Raw genomic sequence first — 15,231 nt, 5'->3', positions numbered from 1 at the left:
TAATCAGTTTTTGACGAAAAATACTTAATTAACTTAATTAATTACTTTTGTTTTCTTTCAAACACAAACTCATGTCTCAACTCATTTCACACATCTTTTTTAAAGCCTTACTAGTATTAAGTATAATTTTTTATCACCCCATTTATGCTCAAAAGGCTGACGACATTGATGAGGCAAATAGGTTTTTCAAAAAAGGAGATTCTTTACTGTATTATAGAAATTTTAAACTAGCGATTCAAAATTATGAAGAAGCTAAACAAATTTATGAAAGGAATCAGGATTGGAATCAGGTTATAGCATCTCATAACAAGCTTTCTGAAAATTATATGTATACATTTAATCTTCCCAAAGCTTTGCATCACGCAGAGCAAGCCTTACAAATTATAGAACAAAAAACCGATGTTAACCCAAAGCAAAAGGCCAGGGCTTGGGATAATATGGGGGCTTATTATATGAAAGGTAAATCTGATCTGGATCTTTCGTTAGAATATTTTGAAAAAGCATTTCAATTAAGATCCGAAAGCTTTACAGATGAAGATGAGGACTTTGCCAGATCTCATTATAATTTTGGTACTGTCAAAACATACAAAGGGCTTTATGAAGAAGCTATGGATCATTTTAACAAAGCAATTGAGATCAGGAAGAAAAAAGCGAATGAAGATCCGATCGAAATAGCCGAAATTTATAGACAAATGGGGAATGTGCTTTTTGAACAAGGGCTATATGACGAAACATTAGTATATCTTAAAAAAGCATTGACCATAGCAAATAAGATTTACAAACCAGATAACTTTTATTTCGTAGATCTATACAACAATATTGGGTTGATGTATAGCTATAAAAAAGAAGAGAATAGAAGTTTGGAGTATTACATAAAATCTCTTCATTTAAGCGAATTGCAATTAGGAGTTGATCATCCTGATCAGGTACGTATGCACTATAATATTGCGAACATATATTATTTTCAGAAAAATAAAGATAAAGCGCTGTTTCATGTAGATAAAACCATAACAATTGGGATCAAAGCTTTTGGCGAAGACTATCCTAATCTTGCATTGCCTTATAGCCTCAAGGGACTGGTGATAAGAGGAGAAGAGGGAATTGTTTATGTCAAAAAAGCGCTTATTCTAGCTAGAAAAGCTTATGGAGAGGATAATGTACGAACAGCCTATTTTCATACATACTTAAGTGAGTTATATCATGAAATCGGTCGATATAAAAGAGCAAATGAATATGCTCAAAAATCACTTGATATTCGATTAAAGGTTTTTGGGGAGCATAGTTTTTATACTGTAGAATCCTATATTATGATGGCAACTTTTGAAATCGATAAAAAGGAATTTAACAATGCATTAAATTATTTAGAAAAAGCAATTACAGCAAATAGACAACTTAAAAGTAGTGGGATAGGAAATTACGGAGAGTTTGATATGTTTTTAAGTCTAACTCGATTGTTGAAATCGCTGGAGCGGAAAGCATTTACGCTAAAATCAATATATGAAAAAGGAAACGATCCAAAGATTCTTGAGGAAAGCATAAATACATATGAAAAAGCTGGTCGATTGGTAGAAACAATCAGGAGAACTCAATACAATAAAGAAGATAAGCTAACTTTTGCTAAGGATGCAAAAAATGTTTTTTACGGGGGTATTGCTACCCAATTATTATCTGATACAGGAAATGAGGATGAGAAGATAGAAAAAGCTTTTAATTATGCAGAAAGAAGTAAGGCAAACTTGCTTAAAGAATTGTTGAATGATGCTAATGCCAAAGGGTTTTCAGGATTGCCCGAAAAGCTCCTGAATCTGGAACAAAGCTTAAGAAAAGAGTTGGCAGATGCTAAATCTGCTTTTTACGCTACAATCGGAAAAGAAAATACAGATCAAACCAAAGTTTCTGATATCGAAAGTAAGATTACCGATATTTCCCGTCGTCAGGATTCTTTAAAAGAAGTACTCGAAAAGAAATATTCTAAATATTACCAATTAAAGTATGACAATAACACGCTATCCATTAAAGAAATTCAAAAACGATTGCAAGAAAATACTACGCTTTTGGAATATTTTATGGTAGACAGTACATTATATGCTTTTGTAATAACAAAAAATGATGCCGGGATTAAAGAATTATCGATTTCTAAAATTGATAAAAAAATTGAAGCCTTCAGATCAAGTATTTTGCTTAAAAACAAAGTAGAGTATAAACGATTAGGATACGCATTGTTTAATGAACTTTTAGCTCCGATAAAGGACCAAATAATTGGTAACCAGTTAATAATCATTCCAGATGAATCTCTATGGCATCTTAACTTTGATCTTTTGTTGACCTCTGATGTAAAAAAAGAAAATAATAGTGAGTTATCATATCTAATAAAAGAATATGCTGTTAGTTATGCTAATTCAGCTAGTTTGTTGTTTGATGAAGAAATTTATAAATCGATAACAACATCTGAGATTCGTAAAGAATGTTTGGCATTTTCATTTTCAAATGAAGACTCATTATCTGTAGGCAATCAAATGGATCTTGAAGTCCTAAGAGATGCTCATGAGGATTTACCAGGAACAAGAAAAGAGATTAAAAAAATTGCCACTATAGTTAAAGGACGATACTTTTTTGGTTCACAGGCCATCGAACAAAACTTTAAAAATAACCTTTCAGATTATAATGTTTTACATCTGGCACTTCATGGTGAAGTAGATGATCAAAACCCCGAGAATTCCAGAATTTATTTTACCAAAACCAAAGATTCATTAGAGGATAATATTTTATATAGCCATGAATTGTATGCTTTGAATATTCCTGCAGAATTGACTGTGCTAAGCGCCTGTAATACGGGAATGGGTAAAATAGCCAAAGGCGAAGGTGTTTTAAGTCTTGGTACTGCCTTTCAATATGCAGGAACAAAAAGCCTTTTACTAACTGGTTGGGAGGTGTCAGATAAAACCACTCCAGAGATAATGCAGAATTTTTATAGTAATCTAAGTCAGGGGATGAATAAAGCAGAAGCCTTACAACAAGCTAAGCTAAAATTTCTACAAACCACTGATGTGTTTACTCAGGATCCGGTTTATTGGGGAGGTTTTTATCTTGTTGGTAATTATGATGCTATAGAGTTTGAAAAACCTATCCATATGAGCTGGATATTCTATGGATTGATTGGATTAATCACGTTGGGAGTATTTTTTTATATGAAAAGAAAATCAATCAAATCATTGTTTCAATCGTATCTCTGAAGTAAAGTTGTTAGGTATTTTAAGGTATTTTCTGGCAGATTCAAGATCGTTTAGATCAAGATAAATTAATCCTTTATACCATAGAGCTTCATTTAATAATCTTCCTGTTGGATGATTGGTCAAAGAATCCAGAAGCTGTATAGCTTCTTTAGACATACCTGTTTTATGAATGGATAAGGCTCGAATCAATAGGGCATCTTCATAATATAATGAAGAAGGATCGTATTTTTCTAAGGTTTCAATTGCTGATAAATAATCTTTCTTTTTATACAACTTAAAAGCATCGATCACTACTTTTTTTTGGTTGAATTCTTTTGTATTTCTTACCTGATAATCACTAAAACCTACATTCTTGTTCCAGGCATTTTTGGCTAGTTCATTAAGATTGCTTTCTTGTATAGGAAACATAAAATACCAGGAAGAAATGAGTAATAAAAAGATAGCAGCAATACCCGCAATCCGTCTCCAGGAGGTCTTTTTATTCGAAACCTGACCTTCAGCAATTAGCTCCTTCCATTTTTTGGTGCGTTGCTTTTGATTCGCATTAGGGTAGTTTTTGTCAATAAGATTAATACTGTGTTGGTACTTTTTAGCCTTAGTGGCAAAAATAGGGTCGTCCTGAAGCCTTTGATCAAATGATTCCATTTCCTTCTCTGAAAGATCCAGATCAAAATAACGGGTAATCAATACGATGTCTTTATCCTGTATCTCCTTCATCTTAACGTTGTTTGAGAGCCATTAATTGATCAAATATCTCGTAGACTTTTTTAATAAGTCTCTTTTTACAATTATATTTTGCTTGCACTAGTGCTTGATAATTAACATACCCTAGTTGTTCTTGTAAATCTTTTAATTTTGTATCAGAATCTATTTCTGTTTGCATAAGGGTTTTGCATTTTTGAGATAAGCTATCTAATGCTTCTGATAAAGCTCTTTTTTGCAGCCATTCTATTTCCAGATTTTCTAGAGAATCATTAATGTTATTATTATGATCATTAAATTTTTGATCTTCCGAAATTGTTTCTTTTAATACTACAGAATTCCAGGGGTGACGTTTCGAAATAAGCCAATTGTTTTTACACATCACAAAAATATAACCAATGCTATTTTCTGGTAATTTTTCCTGAAGAACTACAAATCGTTCCCAAAATTTTTGCATAGCACCAATAAAAATATCTTCGGTTTCTTGTTGGGATTGGGTTAAGGATAAAAGTTTTGGTTTTAGCTGCTCAAAAAGATCTTTAACAAATCGATCAAAAGGCAATTCGTTTCCTTGTATTGCCTGTTCGATAATCTTTTTCAGCTTACTGCTATTCATCATATCAAAGGATAATTTCTTTTTAAGCAACCTGATCCTATTTTGACCTGTTGATTATAGACCACTTTTATCACTTAATTGTGTCAATTGGGATAAAAATAATCAAAAAGAATTTGAAAAAAATTAAAAAAATGCCTGTTATGTTTTTTGATTCCTGCATTAGTAATATGTAAGCCATTGAGTTTTATGCTTAATGTATTGCAAAACCTGGGGATAACAAATGGAATACGGTGTAAAAGGGAATTGACATAAACCTTGAGTGTCATTAAATGTTCGGGGACTTAATCATTTTTTTAAATTATTATTATTTATGAAAAAATCATTGTTAAACTTAGGAAAAGCACTTAGTAAATCGGAGCAAAAAAATATCCATGGAGGATTGCGAGGAAGTTTTGGAACTTGCGGTTGTTCTTCAGAATATACTTTAGAAGGTGGAAACGGTATAGAGTGTTCATATGAGCCAACTGGAGCCGGTGGTTTTCCTGGAGCAAGATGCTATGGTAGCGTTCAGAATGGAATGTGTTGTCCGTATTAATAACATTTAATGACTTTGAAGTATGAAAAAATCATTGTTAAATTTAGGAAAAGCTTTAAGCAGAGAAGAACTTAAGCAAATCAATGGTAAATCAGGCGGATATTATTGTCCTGGAGGAAATAGTCCTGCAAACGCACCAAGATGTCCTGTTCCTTGTTTTATGGGTAATTGCTTACTGTAAAGCTTATATACAAGAGCTCTGATTTTGAGCTCTTGTTTTTTTTTACGTTTTCTAAAGATCGATATACAATTAGCGAGATCTTGTATATTTAAAATATGATCACATCTACTACAAAACGATTTTTGGTTTCATTATTTACCTGGATAGGTTTTCTATATAGAAATTGATGTACCCGAAAATATGCATTAATTCTCTAAGACCTTTGATGATAGGAGTGATCTTAAGAGTTACATCTTTATTAAATCTATCTCTTGTAATATCTATAGCATTGTTTTTTAGACATAGTTAAGTCCTTTCAGCCAAAATTATTACCTAAGCCATGTTATTAATTTATTCAAAAAAGCATCTGGTGGCATATAAAAATTACTCTTAAAAATGACAGATGTTGAAGTAATGGTCTGCTCATTATCCGTAGTTGGTAACCCTCTGATACAATCATAGCTGTGCGAAAATTGTGATGCCAGCCAATAATAAACGGCTTTATAAAAGTTCCCGGGAAATAATTCAAGTATTTTAATATGTTTGTTTTTAGAATATATCATATTCATGAGCCCTGCACCATGTAATCCGATAATATGTGTAGCATTGGCAAATAACTTAACTTGTTCTGCAATGGTAAAGTTTTGCGCGTCGATTATTTTAAAATTATTGTTTTGAGCAATGTTTTCAATTTCTGAGGAGTTTGTTAAACCTCTTCCATAGATTCCTCGACGAGTAATAAATATTTTATCAGGAGAAGTAACAGCGTTTTCTTCGTAAGGCAATTCATCAAGCAATGGGCAAAAATTTTCATGTTTGCAACTTATATTTTGAACAAAATAAGTAGCATCTTCAATTTCATAATATTCATTTGTAGGCTGAAATATCCAATTACGATCGAAGAATTTTGGACATAACATGTTAAATTGCTGAAAAAAAATACTTGATCTTAATTTTTCAGATACAATAACAGGAATATCTCGAGATACATTTAAACGATCAAGTAGTGCTAATCGTCCAACAAAATCATTCAGAAAATGAAAGTAGTTGGTGTAATTTTCTGATAACAAAATAGCCTTGTTTAGGGTTACCTTCTTTTGCCGAAAATAATGAGTTTTTGTAATCGTTGGTTTGAACTGGTCAAGCACAAATTGAGCATAAGGGTAAGATTCTGCAATCAACCGAAAATTTTCTGAAAGAGCCCACCCAAAAGTAGGCTCTATAATGCATTTTTCTGTATAAATGTATAGAAATTCTCGTTGTTCAATACTAGCCTCTTTTATCATTTGGGTGTTAATTGCCGATTCAAATTGATCATATTTTAAATCATTAAATGGCTTGGTTAACACTTGATGTTGTATGTATTGGGACATAACATGCTTAGATAGAAATTCAAGAGCTGGGTTTTCCATATGATTATTTAATTACATTGTTTCACTTTTTGGTAACTGTAAAAAAATAAATGATAACGTTTTTCATTACCATAGATAAGCCGTGTTATTATTCTTTTAATAGTACAGTACGGGTGACTTTATTGAAAGGACCAGGAATCAGCGTTCCGGTTTCGTCCAGCAATTCTAGTTGAATACTAACTTCTCCCATCGGAAGCCCTTTAATAACCTGCGGGGCCCATTCTGTAATGATAAATTCTTCACCATTAATAGTAGCACGAACTTTATGTCCATCTTCAGAAAGAGTGGTGTTCAATACAAAAAAATCAAGTAATAAACTCTCAGCACCCTTACCAGCATATTCACCCTTAGGTCGACTGTAGATAAGCGTCGGAGCTTTCATATCTAACCCTTGAGAATCTTGGGGATTGGCACCAACCATAAGTTTTCTAACTACTACCGAGTTTGTATTTTTGACCGATTCGTGATATGAACGGCTTAAAAAAGCAACTAAATGATGTACACCATCAGGGATTTCTTTTTTAAAATTAGGTTCGTAATGTGCAGAGTAGGGCTGATTATCCAAAATAAAATGAATATGTTGCCCTTTCCCCGAATTTGCCAACCTTATAGAATTTGGTCCCTGGGTTTGAGCACCTAATTCATAATTCTCTAAATTAAACGTAAAATCCATATCACCTCTCTGAGAAATTTTAATGGTTTCAGGTAAATCCAAAGTAAGTGCAGCATCTGTATAGGCCGGAGAATTTTCTAACTTTTCTATGGTGATCGATTGTTGAACTTCTATAGATTCTTTAACATGTGGATTTACAATTTCTTCTTCTGTAACATTTTTCTTTTGTTGTTTACACCCTATTAAAGTAATAGATAAGGACAGGATTACGGTGGTTAAATAATGAGTTTTCATTTTTATATGATTTAAAAGTTATTTTTATGAAGATTATCAAAATTCCATATAGATTCTTTCCCTTTGTTAATAATGGTGACATTTCCCAGATTAGTAACACTATCGTCAGATCTATTTAAATGACATCGTATCTGGGTGATTTGGCTATATTCAACCTCATTAGATGCCGTAATTTTTATGATTATATCTCCTCCATCAATACTAAGCATGTGACCATCTTTTTCTAATAATTTACATCCCAGATGATATAATTCTTGTGTGATACGGATGTAGTCATCAGTAGTACAGGTCATTGCAATCAATTTTATACCGTTAAAAAGCTTTTGGTTTGCGTAGTTCGGCTTTAAAAACGCTTCACGCGAATAAAAAGGATGATGTTTTTGGTAAAGATTATCAAGAAAAATAGGATTATAAAAAGCATACCAGGTGTGTAAAGCAGTACCAGGACTTGGGGTATAAAATGCTTTGAACCAAGTTTCTTTTTGGTTACTTAATTCCATATCTACAGTTTTTGTAGCATTAAGAAATCGAGTGTTTTCTACTTTTAGCTTTGGTTTAACACCTAAATGAAAATGTTCATCATTATTCTCTAGAGTGAAACCTACGCCACTTTTTCCAACAGGTTCGTTGAATACATTGTTAGGCCCTAAAATTTCTATATAATGTTTATGTCCTCTTAGATAACACATAGGTGTATCATTATCTATTGGAGCAAAAGAAGGAAGTCCTTTATCTAATGCTCCATAAGTTTTGCCCCATCCAATATCTTTTGTTAAACTAGAGTATGAGAGACTATCCAGAACTATATATAAATGATTCAACATTATCGCAGAAACATGCTTGCCAAAGGCCGCATCAATCTTTTCTCGATCAATTGCAGATGGGACGTGCTTTTTTTGTACTTGATCTTTACAAGAAACTAAAAGCATCAAAAGAAAAACATAAAGAGCAATTCGGTTAAACATGATTAAAACTGTATTAAAAAGTGAGTTTACTGATAATTTATTTTTTGTCTTAAAATATATTCTCAACCTCTACTGCCTTTAACATAAGATAGTGTACGTCTTTCGAGGTCATTTTATTTAAGCTTTATTTTCATTGATTTTAAATTTTAGTTTTGGATTTTCTGTTTTCAATGACTTAAGTTCAAAAAATCGGACCTGTTTAATTTCTCATCAACATCCAATCCCTACCATCGGAATAATGATAGGTATTTGGAAGCAGGAAGTTGTCTATCTTGTTTTGTACGGCAAAGAGAATCTTTATCTAAAGCAAAAAGACTAAAAACATGAGTTTTTCATTTCATATCGTTTTTTAATTAACCATCATCCCATCAAATAATTTTGCCCTATTTAAAACATCTCCAGTAGTTGTAAAGCTTTTATTAGAAGGTTCATAAACAAGACTATCTACACCTATCCCATTACGTAGCAATCCAATCCCTAGAAGTTTAGTATTAAGAAGACGTTCTCTTTGCTGGTCCAGGTGTTCGCCTATAATCATTCTCGATTTTAAGAAAGAGCCTTTCTGTCGTTCTATCCTGGGAGCAATACCAGTTTTCAATTGCGCCAAAGATCGCTCCACAGGAAGGTGCAATGGCGTCTGCCAATCGAGCAATGCCCCCTGGTAGAAATCCCCATCAGCCTTGGCGACCAATGTGATATAATCTATCCCCTCTTTCTTTATTAGCTTATAAAGATTATACTGGGTGGATTCATCGAACTCAAGAAAAACCCCCAGGGCGGTGTAAAAAAAAGAATTTCCTTTATACCTTTCCCTGATTACGGGTTCCATAAAATCCATAGGACAAACCAGAAAAAGGGTTTTTTCTTGCCGTTTGCCGAAGAAAATCATACCGACGCCTCAGGGTTATAAGGTAGGGAGGAATGATGAACGTCTATCTTTAATTTTCCAGAAGGATCAAGAGTATAGCCAAAGGTATATTCAACTTTGACCTCCTGCCCATCTAGGCCAGTAAAGTAATAGTTACCCATGGCCAAAGCTCTTTTTTCTTCGAGTAGCATAGCCTCGTTTTCAAAACGTACCTTGGTCCAGGGTTGAATAGCAAAACCTCCATCCTCTGGATATTGATCGTTTCCTGCAATAAAATATGAGAGAGCTCCTTCCTTATCAGGCCTAAATTGAATGAGCGATGTTTTGGTGGGCTTAAACAGTACCTTCTTTTTATCAAAAGCATAGCGTTCATCCAGGAACTTGCTTGTAAAACGCTCGCATTCCTCTCTTTGATCTTTTTTAGCACCGATCTCGACAACCCCGTTACCCCATTCTGTTTGTGCTTTTTGTACTTCTTCTTTGGTAATCATTATTGTTTTATTTAAAAATTGAACATTATTTTCTTAATTAAGTATACCTTTTGTTTTTAGATGTTTCGAACTGAAAAATCCAAGGCTAAAAAGTACGATGGATATCAGGTAGAGTGTTAAAGCCACTGGAATCAATTGATATGAGGCCGGGCTATATTGAAACTTTGGTAATGTAGCATAGTCCTTCTGCGCAAACTTTTTATTATTGTAAAGAAGGGGGACAAAATATTCCCGCCAATTTCCTGCAAAGGCGATGACCTGTTTTCGGTAACTTTCGTAGTCTTCTGTAGAAGTTCCTGCCAAGTGGTTGAATGATTCCTGAACAGTGATTGCCGGAGATATCCATTTGAATTTATTCATCCAGTCTTGTTGTTTTCGCAATTGATTCTCAAAAGAGCTTACTACAGGTTCTAATTCTTCTTTGACCAACTGTTGCGAAGCCATATACCTGTGCCAAAAAGACCTCCTTTGAGAAGTATCATTAATCGCATACTCTGGATGGTCACGTAGATAATTATCAAGGATTTCGTCCTGTTTTTTGGTGATTTCTGCTTTCACTTCACGCATCTCATTGACCATAAGGGTACGTGATGGCATAGGATAAAGAGTATTTCCTAATTGGTTCAATACAGAAGGAACCAATAATACAAACAATACCCAAAGTCCTAGCATAGCTACTGCATTCTTGGCAGAACTACCTACCCATAGATTAACCAAAAAGGCTAGAGTAAACCAAAAGAACATATATCCCAACACCAAAGTAAGTAGTCCTAAAAATAAATTCCTTTGACTTAGGATGTCAATACCGATGATAAGAAAAACAAGTGTTAATGCTGCAATGACCAAAACCGACATCCAGAAGAAACGTAATCCTAGTTTTTGCATGACCCAATTGGGAATACCAATGGGTTGTGCGGCCAGTAATCGGAGTGCACCACTTTCTTTCTCGGCAGAAAGCACGTTATAGGAAAAAGCAATGATCAAAAGAGGTAGTAGATACACAATCACAAATGCCAGGTCAAAACTACCGAACAGCAATTGCACAGGGCTCGTCATTTCGGTAAAATTTAGAGCAAAATCATCGCCTGTTGCCGTTGGTCTTACAAAATGGGTAAAAAGATCTGCTTGGCCCGTTGATACAAATGCCATAGGCTGGGGTTCCATGGTAGCTACCCTGGGATGATAATTTCCTACAGCCATTGGACTTGTGGGTAAAGTCCATCGAGAAGCACTTACTTCCATTCCGCGTTGTACCGAGTCGAGAAGTTTTAACATTTCGGCATCGCTTTCCCGTAATTCTTCTTGTGCCTTTACAATGATATTTTTACGCTTCTCTACTTTTTGTTTTCCATTAAAGGCCGAAAAACCGAAGAGAAGTAATAATATCAAACTCAAGAGCTGTATCCATCGGCTACGGAGCAACAGCTTTAATTCATATTTAAAATTGTAACTGAACATACTTATAAATTTTTAGGAATGAAAAAAAGGAATCCAAAAGAACCTAAGAACCAAAGCCCCATGACCATGAGGTTGGAAGTATTTTGCTCTAGAATGACTCCGAGTTGAGGAGGAGTGTAGTCAAAGTCAGGTAACTGTTTCCAGGTTTCGGCATCTGCTTGATACGACCAATTGCCATATTCTGAGTTTTTAGCAAAATTACCATTCAAAAATTCTTGAGTAGCGATGCGATAGTCCTCTGCAGCATTGGCAAAATCCCAATGCGTGGCATAGTCGGTCTGGGCAATAGCCATGCTCAAAAATCGAGTAGGAAGATAGGGAGATAGAAGCGCCAAATTCCTGTATACATCTGATTGCTGCTTATATTGATTCTTGAGATGATTATAGTGTTTTAAATAGATCTTTGCCTGGTGTTCCTCACCTTTTTGCATTCTATAGGCATCATAGTTAAAGGGAAGCTGAGATAGGCTATCCACACCGTATTCTTTCAATATTTTTTCTTCTAGAAGTTTAGCCTCCTTGTTCCAGGGATTATGACCATCGAGCCCGGATTTTTTGTCTTTTAAGACATTGGCCGTAAATTCTTGTCGTGTTGGATAGGGATATTTGTTTTCGGCAAAGTTACTTGCCGCTTTTGGTGCTGCCAAACAAGCGATGATCCAAACACATAGGGACACTACTAGCGAGATACCTGATTTTTTGGTTTTGATAGAAATCAATAGTACCAAGTTGATAAAGATAATATAGTAAACTACATATACCACAAACAATGAGAACAATGATTCCCACTTGAACACCCCAAAATCTTGCAAATTGGATAATAGGATACCTGCCACCAAGAACAGAATTGCCGTAATCAACAAAATAGGAAAGAAAAGTGCCATCCATTTTCCCCAGATCCATTTCCATTGGGAAATGCCCTGACTCTTGAGCAATGTTAAGGTGCCCATTTCACGTTCTTTGGTAAAACCGTTATAACCCAGAAGAACAATGAGGAGAGGAATGATGAAGAGCAACATAAAATCTGGTGTCAAATCTCCAAAGCGAGCGAGACCCGTTTGATCTGCCGCTGCGCTAAACTGTGCCTCGTTGCGTTTATGAGCTTCCAAAAAAATGAAGGCACCTGTATATTTATCTACACCTTGGTCTACTAACGAAAGAGGATATTTGGGCTTAAAGGCATAAGTACCATAATGTGCTGCAGAGTGTGGGTTCTTTTCACCTTGATTGTCCCAAACCTCACGTTCTGCCGTTTTAGCAGTCGAGTACTGTGCGTTCACATTTTGGTATTGTTGAGCACTGATCCATACCGCCACACTTAATAAAAAGAATACGATAATTAAGGAGATGCGAACGCGACCGTCACGCAACAATTCCTTGGTTTCCTTAAGAAAAGTTTTTGTTATCATGATAATATTTCTTTATAGTCCATGGTATCGAGATATACCTTTTCTAACTCGGCAAGAGAAATGTCGTCGGACACAAATTGTTGCCGTAATTTGCCATCTTTCATGATACCTATATGAGTGGCTACTTCCTTAGCACGAAAAAGGTCGTGTGTTGCCATTAGGGTAGCTATACCTTTTGCCTTTAACTTGTGCAATAGCAATCCAAACTCATTACTAGCCTTGGGATCAAGACCAGAAGTGGGTTCATCCAACAGCAGGACTTTGGCATCTTTGGCCAAGGCAATAGCAACTCCTACTTTTTGACGCATACCTTTAGAAAACGTAGTGATACGTTTGTCAAAGGCTTCTGCCTGCAGTCCCGCTTCTTCCAAAAAGCCTTTTAATTCTTTTGTCGAAAGCTTCTTTCCTGCTATTCCAGAAAAATAGTCGAGGTTTTCTAAAGCAGTTAAGCTTGGGTAAAGCATCAGATTCTCTGGTATGTAAGCTAAGAAATGCTTGGTTGCCCTAGGATTTTCCTGTACGTTTATTTGGTTAATAGAGGCATTGCCTGAGGTTGGTGTCGTAAAACCTAGCAAGAGGTTGATTGTTGTAGTTTTTCCGGCACCATTAGCTCCGAGAAGGCAATATATTTCACCTTCTTTGATTTGAAGGCTCAATTGGTTCAGAGCAACGTGTTCGCCGTATTTCTTTGTAAGATTGTTAATATTGATCATAATACTATTATTTATATGTTTGAATCTTGATAGCTTGGGATGGGCCAATTATCGATATTAGAGAACTCTCCTGTTTTCCAATCCAGCACCTCCTCATTGGTAAGCAAACATTTTTCAAGTTGTAGAGTTATCGTGGTAACATCGAGATGCTGCCCAATAAAGACGAGTTCTATCTTTCGATCCCCGAAAGGGTTTATCCAATCTGACTCTATTAATTTTTGGTTATCCAGAAAGGAAGGGTAGCTGATTCGTTCTGCAAATGACATAGATGCCCACCATACCCCAGCGGGGTCAATTTTTGTAGAACCTCCTGCCGTACTCCAGATTAAGGCTTGATTACTGCGAGAAGCCAACCAAAACAAGCCCTTACTTCGAATAATATTTGAAGGAAAATGGTTAGAAACATAGTCGAGGAACCGTTCTGGGTGAAACGGTTTTTTATTGCGGAATACGAAGGAACCAATACCATATTCTTCGGTTTCAGGAACATGTTCATTTTCGAGTTCTCGTATCCAACCTGCAGAATTTTCGGCTTCTTCAAAGTTAAACAACCCTGTATTGATAATTTCCTGTAATGCTATTTGTGAATTTTTGGTAGGAAATATTCTGGTTCCCGGATTTAATTTTTGAAGAATATCATATACATTTTTTAATTCTTGTTTGGTAACCAGATCTACTTTATTGAGTAAAATCACGTTTGCAAATTCTATTTGATCGGTAAGTAGATTTACAATTGTACGATCATCATTCTCAATATTAGTAAGCTGCCTATCCGACAGATATTGAGCACTCGAAAAGTCTTTCAAAAAATTATATGCATCTACTACGGTAACCATAGTATCGACATAACTAAAGCGACTTAGGTCGATACTGCCGTCCTCACTGGCAAAACTAAAGGTCTGAGCCACAGGAATAGGTTCTGAAATACCCGTGCTCTCGATAATTAGATAATCAAACCTGTTTTCCTTAGCTAATTTTTCGACTTCTATCATCAGGTCTTCTCGAAGGGTGCAGCAAATGCAACCATTGCTCATTTCTACGAGGCATTCCTCTGTTCGAGAAAGGCTGTTTTCATTTTGTATGAGCTGAGTATCTATATTGACCTCACTCATATCATTGACAATCACAGCAACTTTTAACCCTTGTTTATTATGTAAAATATGATTAAGCAATGTGGTCTTGCCTGCACCTAGGAAACCACTCAATACAGTAACTGGTAATTTTTTCATGACTAAAAAAAATTAAATACTAAAAAAGTTGGAAGAAAATTTTCTGACTAACAGAGAAGGGTAATTGATCTATTGTATACACTATGATATGATTTATAAAATCATATCGTTGTAAATATCAACATACAAAAAGAAAATTTTCAAAAATAAAATGCAACTACCCTAAATATTTAGGTGGAGGTTTATTATAGATGCTTTTAGGGAGTGTAATACTGTATTGCGATGTTTCGTAACAAAAATTGATTTTGTACTCATGGAAATCTATCGCAGATTTTTGTTCTACTTCTACAAAGGTACTATCTGTAAAAGGAGTAAGTTTATATGATACCGCGATAATTTCACATAACTCACAATGTATTTGATCATCGTCATCAGAAAAATGAGAAATAGCATGTACATTAACAATTCTAAGAAATAGAAAAGCGGATAGAAAAAAAAGAGTAATTATATTTTTCCAAATGTTCATTCTCATTTGCCAAATATAGTAATTAATTGGATTCTTAAATCTTAAGATATTTATAAGGAATAAACTT

The 15,231-nt window shown here is 34.8% G+C and carries 15 protein-coding genes; 3 read left to right on the top strand and 12 right to left on the bottom strand.

Annotation, left to right across the window (positions count from 1 at the left end; genetic code table 11):
* Window positions 1-71: 71 nt before the first annotated feature.
* Entirely contained in the window at window positions 72-3,233 is a 3,162-nt protein-coding gene (locus Z053_RS0100960; RefSeq protein WP_025663159.1) for a CHAT domain-containing protein, read from the top strand.
* Here Z053_RS0100960 and Z053_RS0100955 read toward each other — a convergent pair.
* The gene (locus tag Z053_RS0100955; protein ID WP_025663158.1) at window positions 3,210-3,950 is read right to left on the bottom strand and encodes a tetratricopeptide repeat protein; all 741 of its coding nucleotides are present in this window, start codon (window positions 3,948-3,950) and stop codon (window positions 3,210-3,212) included. The genes Z053_RS0100960 and Z053_RS0100955 overlap by 24 nt on opposite strands.
* 1 nt (window position 3,951) lies before the next feature.
* A complete protein-coding gene (locus tag Z053_RS0100950; protein WP_152538233.1) occupies window positions 3,952-4,581 on the bottom strand; it encodes an RNA polymerase sigma factor in 630 nt (209 codons plus the stop codon).
* A gap of 280 nt (window positions 4,582-4,861) precedes the next feature.
* Between Z053_RS0100950 and Z053_RS0100945 the strand changes: the two genes are divergently transcribed.
* Window positions 4,862-5,086: a hypothetical protein gene (locus Z053_RS0100945; RefSeq protein ID WP_025663156.1), complete on the top strand. Its 225-nt coding sequence runs from the start codon at window positions 4,862-4,864 to the stop codon at window positions 5,084-5,086.
* Between the two features lie 22 nt (window positions 5,087-5,108).
* Window positions 5,109-5,267 (top strand): hypothetical protein, encoded by a 159-nt coding sequence (locus Z053_RS31250; protein WP_160170033.1) that lies wholly within the window; start codon window positions 5,109-5,111, stop codon window positions 5,265-5,267.
* A gap of 308 nt (window positions 5,268-5,575) precedes the next feature.
* Here the strand turns inward: Z053_RS31250 and Z053_RS0100935 are convergent, their stop codons facing one another.
* The 10 genes from Z053_RS0100935 to Z053_RS0100890 all read right to left on the bottom strand — a co-directional run bounded on the left by Z053_RS0100935 (window position 5,576) and on the right by Z053_RS0100890 (window position 15,170).
* Entirely contained in the window at window positions 5,576-6,658 is a 1,083-nt protein-coding gene (locus Z053_RS0100935; RefSeq protein WP_025663155.1) for a glycosyltransferase family 61 protein, read from the bottom strand.
* Between the two features lie 88 nt (window positions 6,659-6,746).
* Window positions 6,747-7,565: a hypothetical protein gene (locus tag Z053_RS0100930; protein ID WP_025663154.1), complete on the bottom strand. Its 819-nt coding sequence runs from the start codon at window positions 7,563-7,565 to the stop codon at window positions 6,747-6,749.
* Between the two features lie 11 nt (window positions 7,566-7,576).
* A complete protein-coding gene (locus Z053_RS0100925) occupies window positions 7,577-8,530 on the bottom strand; it encodes a DUF5829 family protein (RefSeq protein ID WP_025663153.1) in 954 nt (317 codons plus the stop codon).
* A 349-nt stretch (window positions 8,531-8,879) separates the two neighbouring features.
* Entirely contained in the window at window positions 8,880-9,419 is a 540-nt protein-coding gene (locus Z053_RS0100920) for a hypothetical protein (protein ID WP_025663152.1), read from the bottom strand.
* Window positions 9,416-9,889, bottom strand: a complete 474-nt coding sequence (locus Z053_RS0100915; protein WP_025663151.1) for a hypothetical protein — start codon at window positions 9,887-9,889, stop codon at window positions 9,416-9,418. The genes Z053_RS0100920 and Z053_RS0100915 overlap by 4 nt, the downstream gene beginning before the upstream one ends.
* A gap of 33 nt (window positions 9,890-9,922) precedes the next feature.
* Window positions 9,923-11,347, bottom strand: a complete 1,425-nt coding sequence (locus Z053_RS0100910; RefSeq protein WP_025663150.1) for a DUF3526 domain-containing protein — start codon at window positions 11,345-11,347, stop codon at window positions 9,923-9,925.
* Window positions 11,348-11,349: 2 nt separating this feature from the next.
* Window positions 11,350-12,756, bottom strand: a complete 1,407-nt coding sequence (locus Z053_RS0100905) for an ABC transporter permease (protein ID WP_025663149.1) — start codon at window positions 12,754-12,756, stop codon at window positions 11,350-11,352.
* The gene (locus Z053_RS0100900; RefSeq protein WP_025663148.1) at window positions 12,753-13,469 is read right to left on the bottom strand and encodes an ABC transporter ATP-binding protein; all 717 of its coding nucleotides are present in this window, start codon (window positions 13,467-13,469) and stop codon (window positions 12,753-12,755) included. The genes Z053_RS0100905 and Z053_RS0100900 overlap by 4 nt, the downstream gene beginning before the upstream one ends.
* 11 nt (window positions 13,470-13,480) lie before the next feature.
* Window positions 13,481-14,698 carry a GTP-binding protein gene (locus tag Z053_RS0100895; RefSeq protein WP_025663147.1) on the bottom strand — a complete coding sequence of 406 codons (1,218 nt, stop codon included), beginning with the start codon at window positions 14,696-14,698 and terminating at the stop codon, window positions 13,481-13,483.
* A 157-nt stretch (window positions 14,699-14,855) separates the two neighbouring features.
* A complete protein-coding gene (locus tag Z053_RS0100890; protein ID WP_152538232.1) occupies window positions 14,856-15,170 on the bottom strand; it encodes a hypothetical protein in 315 nt (104 codons plus the stop codon).
* Window positions 15,171-15,231 lie beyond the last annotated feature (61 nt).

This window comes from Aquimarina megaterium XH134, assembly GCF_000520975.1.
In the GTDB taxonomy this organism is placed as follows: domain Bacteria; phylum Bacteroidota; class Bacteroidia; order Flavobacteriales; family Flavobacteriaceae; genus Aquimarina; species Aquimarina megaterium.
Note: the sequence above shows the minus strand (reverse complement) of the source record. Positions and strands in the feature narration are given on the sequence as shown.

Bases quoted from the DNA above. Each gene is read 5' to 3' on its own strand.
- Z053_RS0100960 (WP_025663159.1), top strand. From the start codon at position 72: ATGTCTCAACTCATTTCACACATCTTTTTTAAAGCCTTACTAGTATTA.
- Z053_RS0100910 (WP_025663150.1), bottom strand. From the start codon at position 11,347: ATGTTCAGTTACAATTTTAAATATGAATTAAAGCTGTTGCTCCGTAGC.
- Z053_RS0100920 (WP_025663152.1), bottom strand. From the start codon at position 9,419: ATGATTTTCTTCGGCAAACGGCAAGAAAAAACCCTTTTTCTGGTTTGT.
- Z053_RS0100925 (WP_025663153.1), bottom strand. From the start codon at position 8,530: ATGTTTAACCGAATTGCTCTTTATGTTTTTCTTTTGATGCTTTTAGTT.
- Z053_RS0100895 (WP_025663147.1), bottom strand. From the start codon at position 14,698: ATGAAAAAATTACCAGTTACTGTATTGAGTGGTTTCCTAGGTGCAGGC.
- Z053_RS0100905 (WP_025663149.1), bottom strand. From the start codon at position 12,756: ATGATAACAAAAACTTTTCTTAAGGAAACCAAGGAATTGTTGCGTGAC.
- Z053_RS0100935 (WP_025663155.1), bottom strand. From the start codon at position 6,658: ATGGAAAACCCAGCTCTTGAATTTCTATCTAAGCATGTTATGTCCCAA.
- Z053_RS31250 (WP_160170033.1), top strand. From the start codon at position 5,109: ATGAAAAAATCATTGTTAAATTTAGGAAAAGCTTTAAGCAGAGAAGAA.
- Z053_RS0100945 (WP_025663156.1), top strand. From the start codon at position 4,862: ATGAAAAAATCATTGTTAAACTTAGGAAAAGCACTTAGTAAATCGGAG.
- Z053_RS0100930 (WP_025663154.1), bottom strand. From the start codon at position 7,565: ATGAAAACTCATTATTTAACCACCGTAATCCTGTCCTTATCTATTACT.
- Z053_RS0100890 (WP_152538232.1), bottom strand. From the start codon at position 15,170: ATGAGAATGAACATTTGGAAAAATATAATTACTCTTTTTTTTCTATCC.
- Z053_RS0100915 (WP_025663151.1), bottom strand. From the start codon at position 9,889: ATGATTACCAAAGAAGAAGTACAAAAAGCACAAACAGAATGGGGTAAC.
- Z053_RS0100900 (WP_025663148.1), bottom strand. From the start codon at position 13,469: ATGATCAATATTAACAATCTTACAAAGAAATACGGCGAACACGTTGCT.
- Z053_RS0100955 (WP_025663158.1), bottom strand. From the start codon at position 3,950: ATGAAGGAGATACAGGATAAAGACATCGTATTGATTACCCGTTATTTT.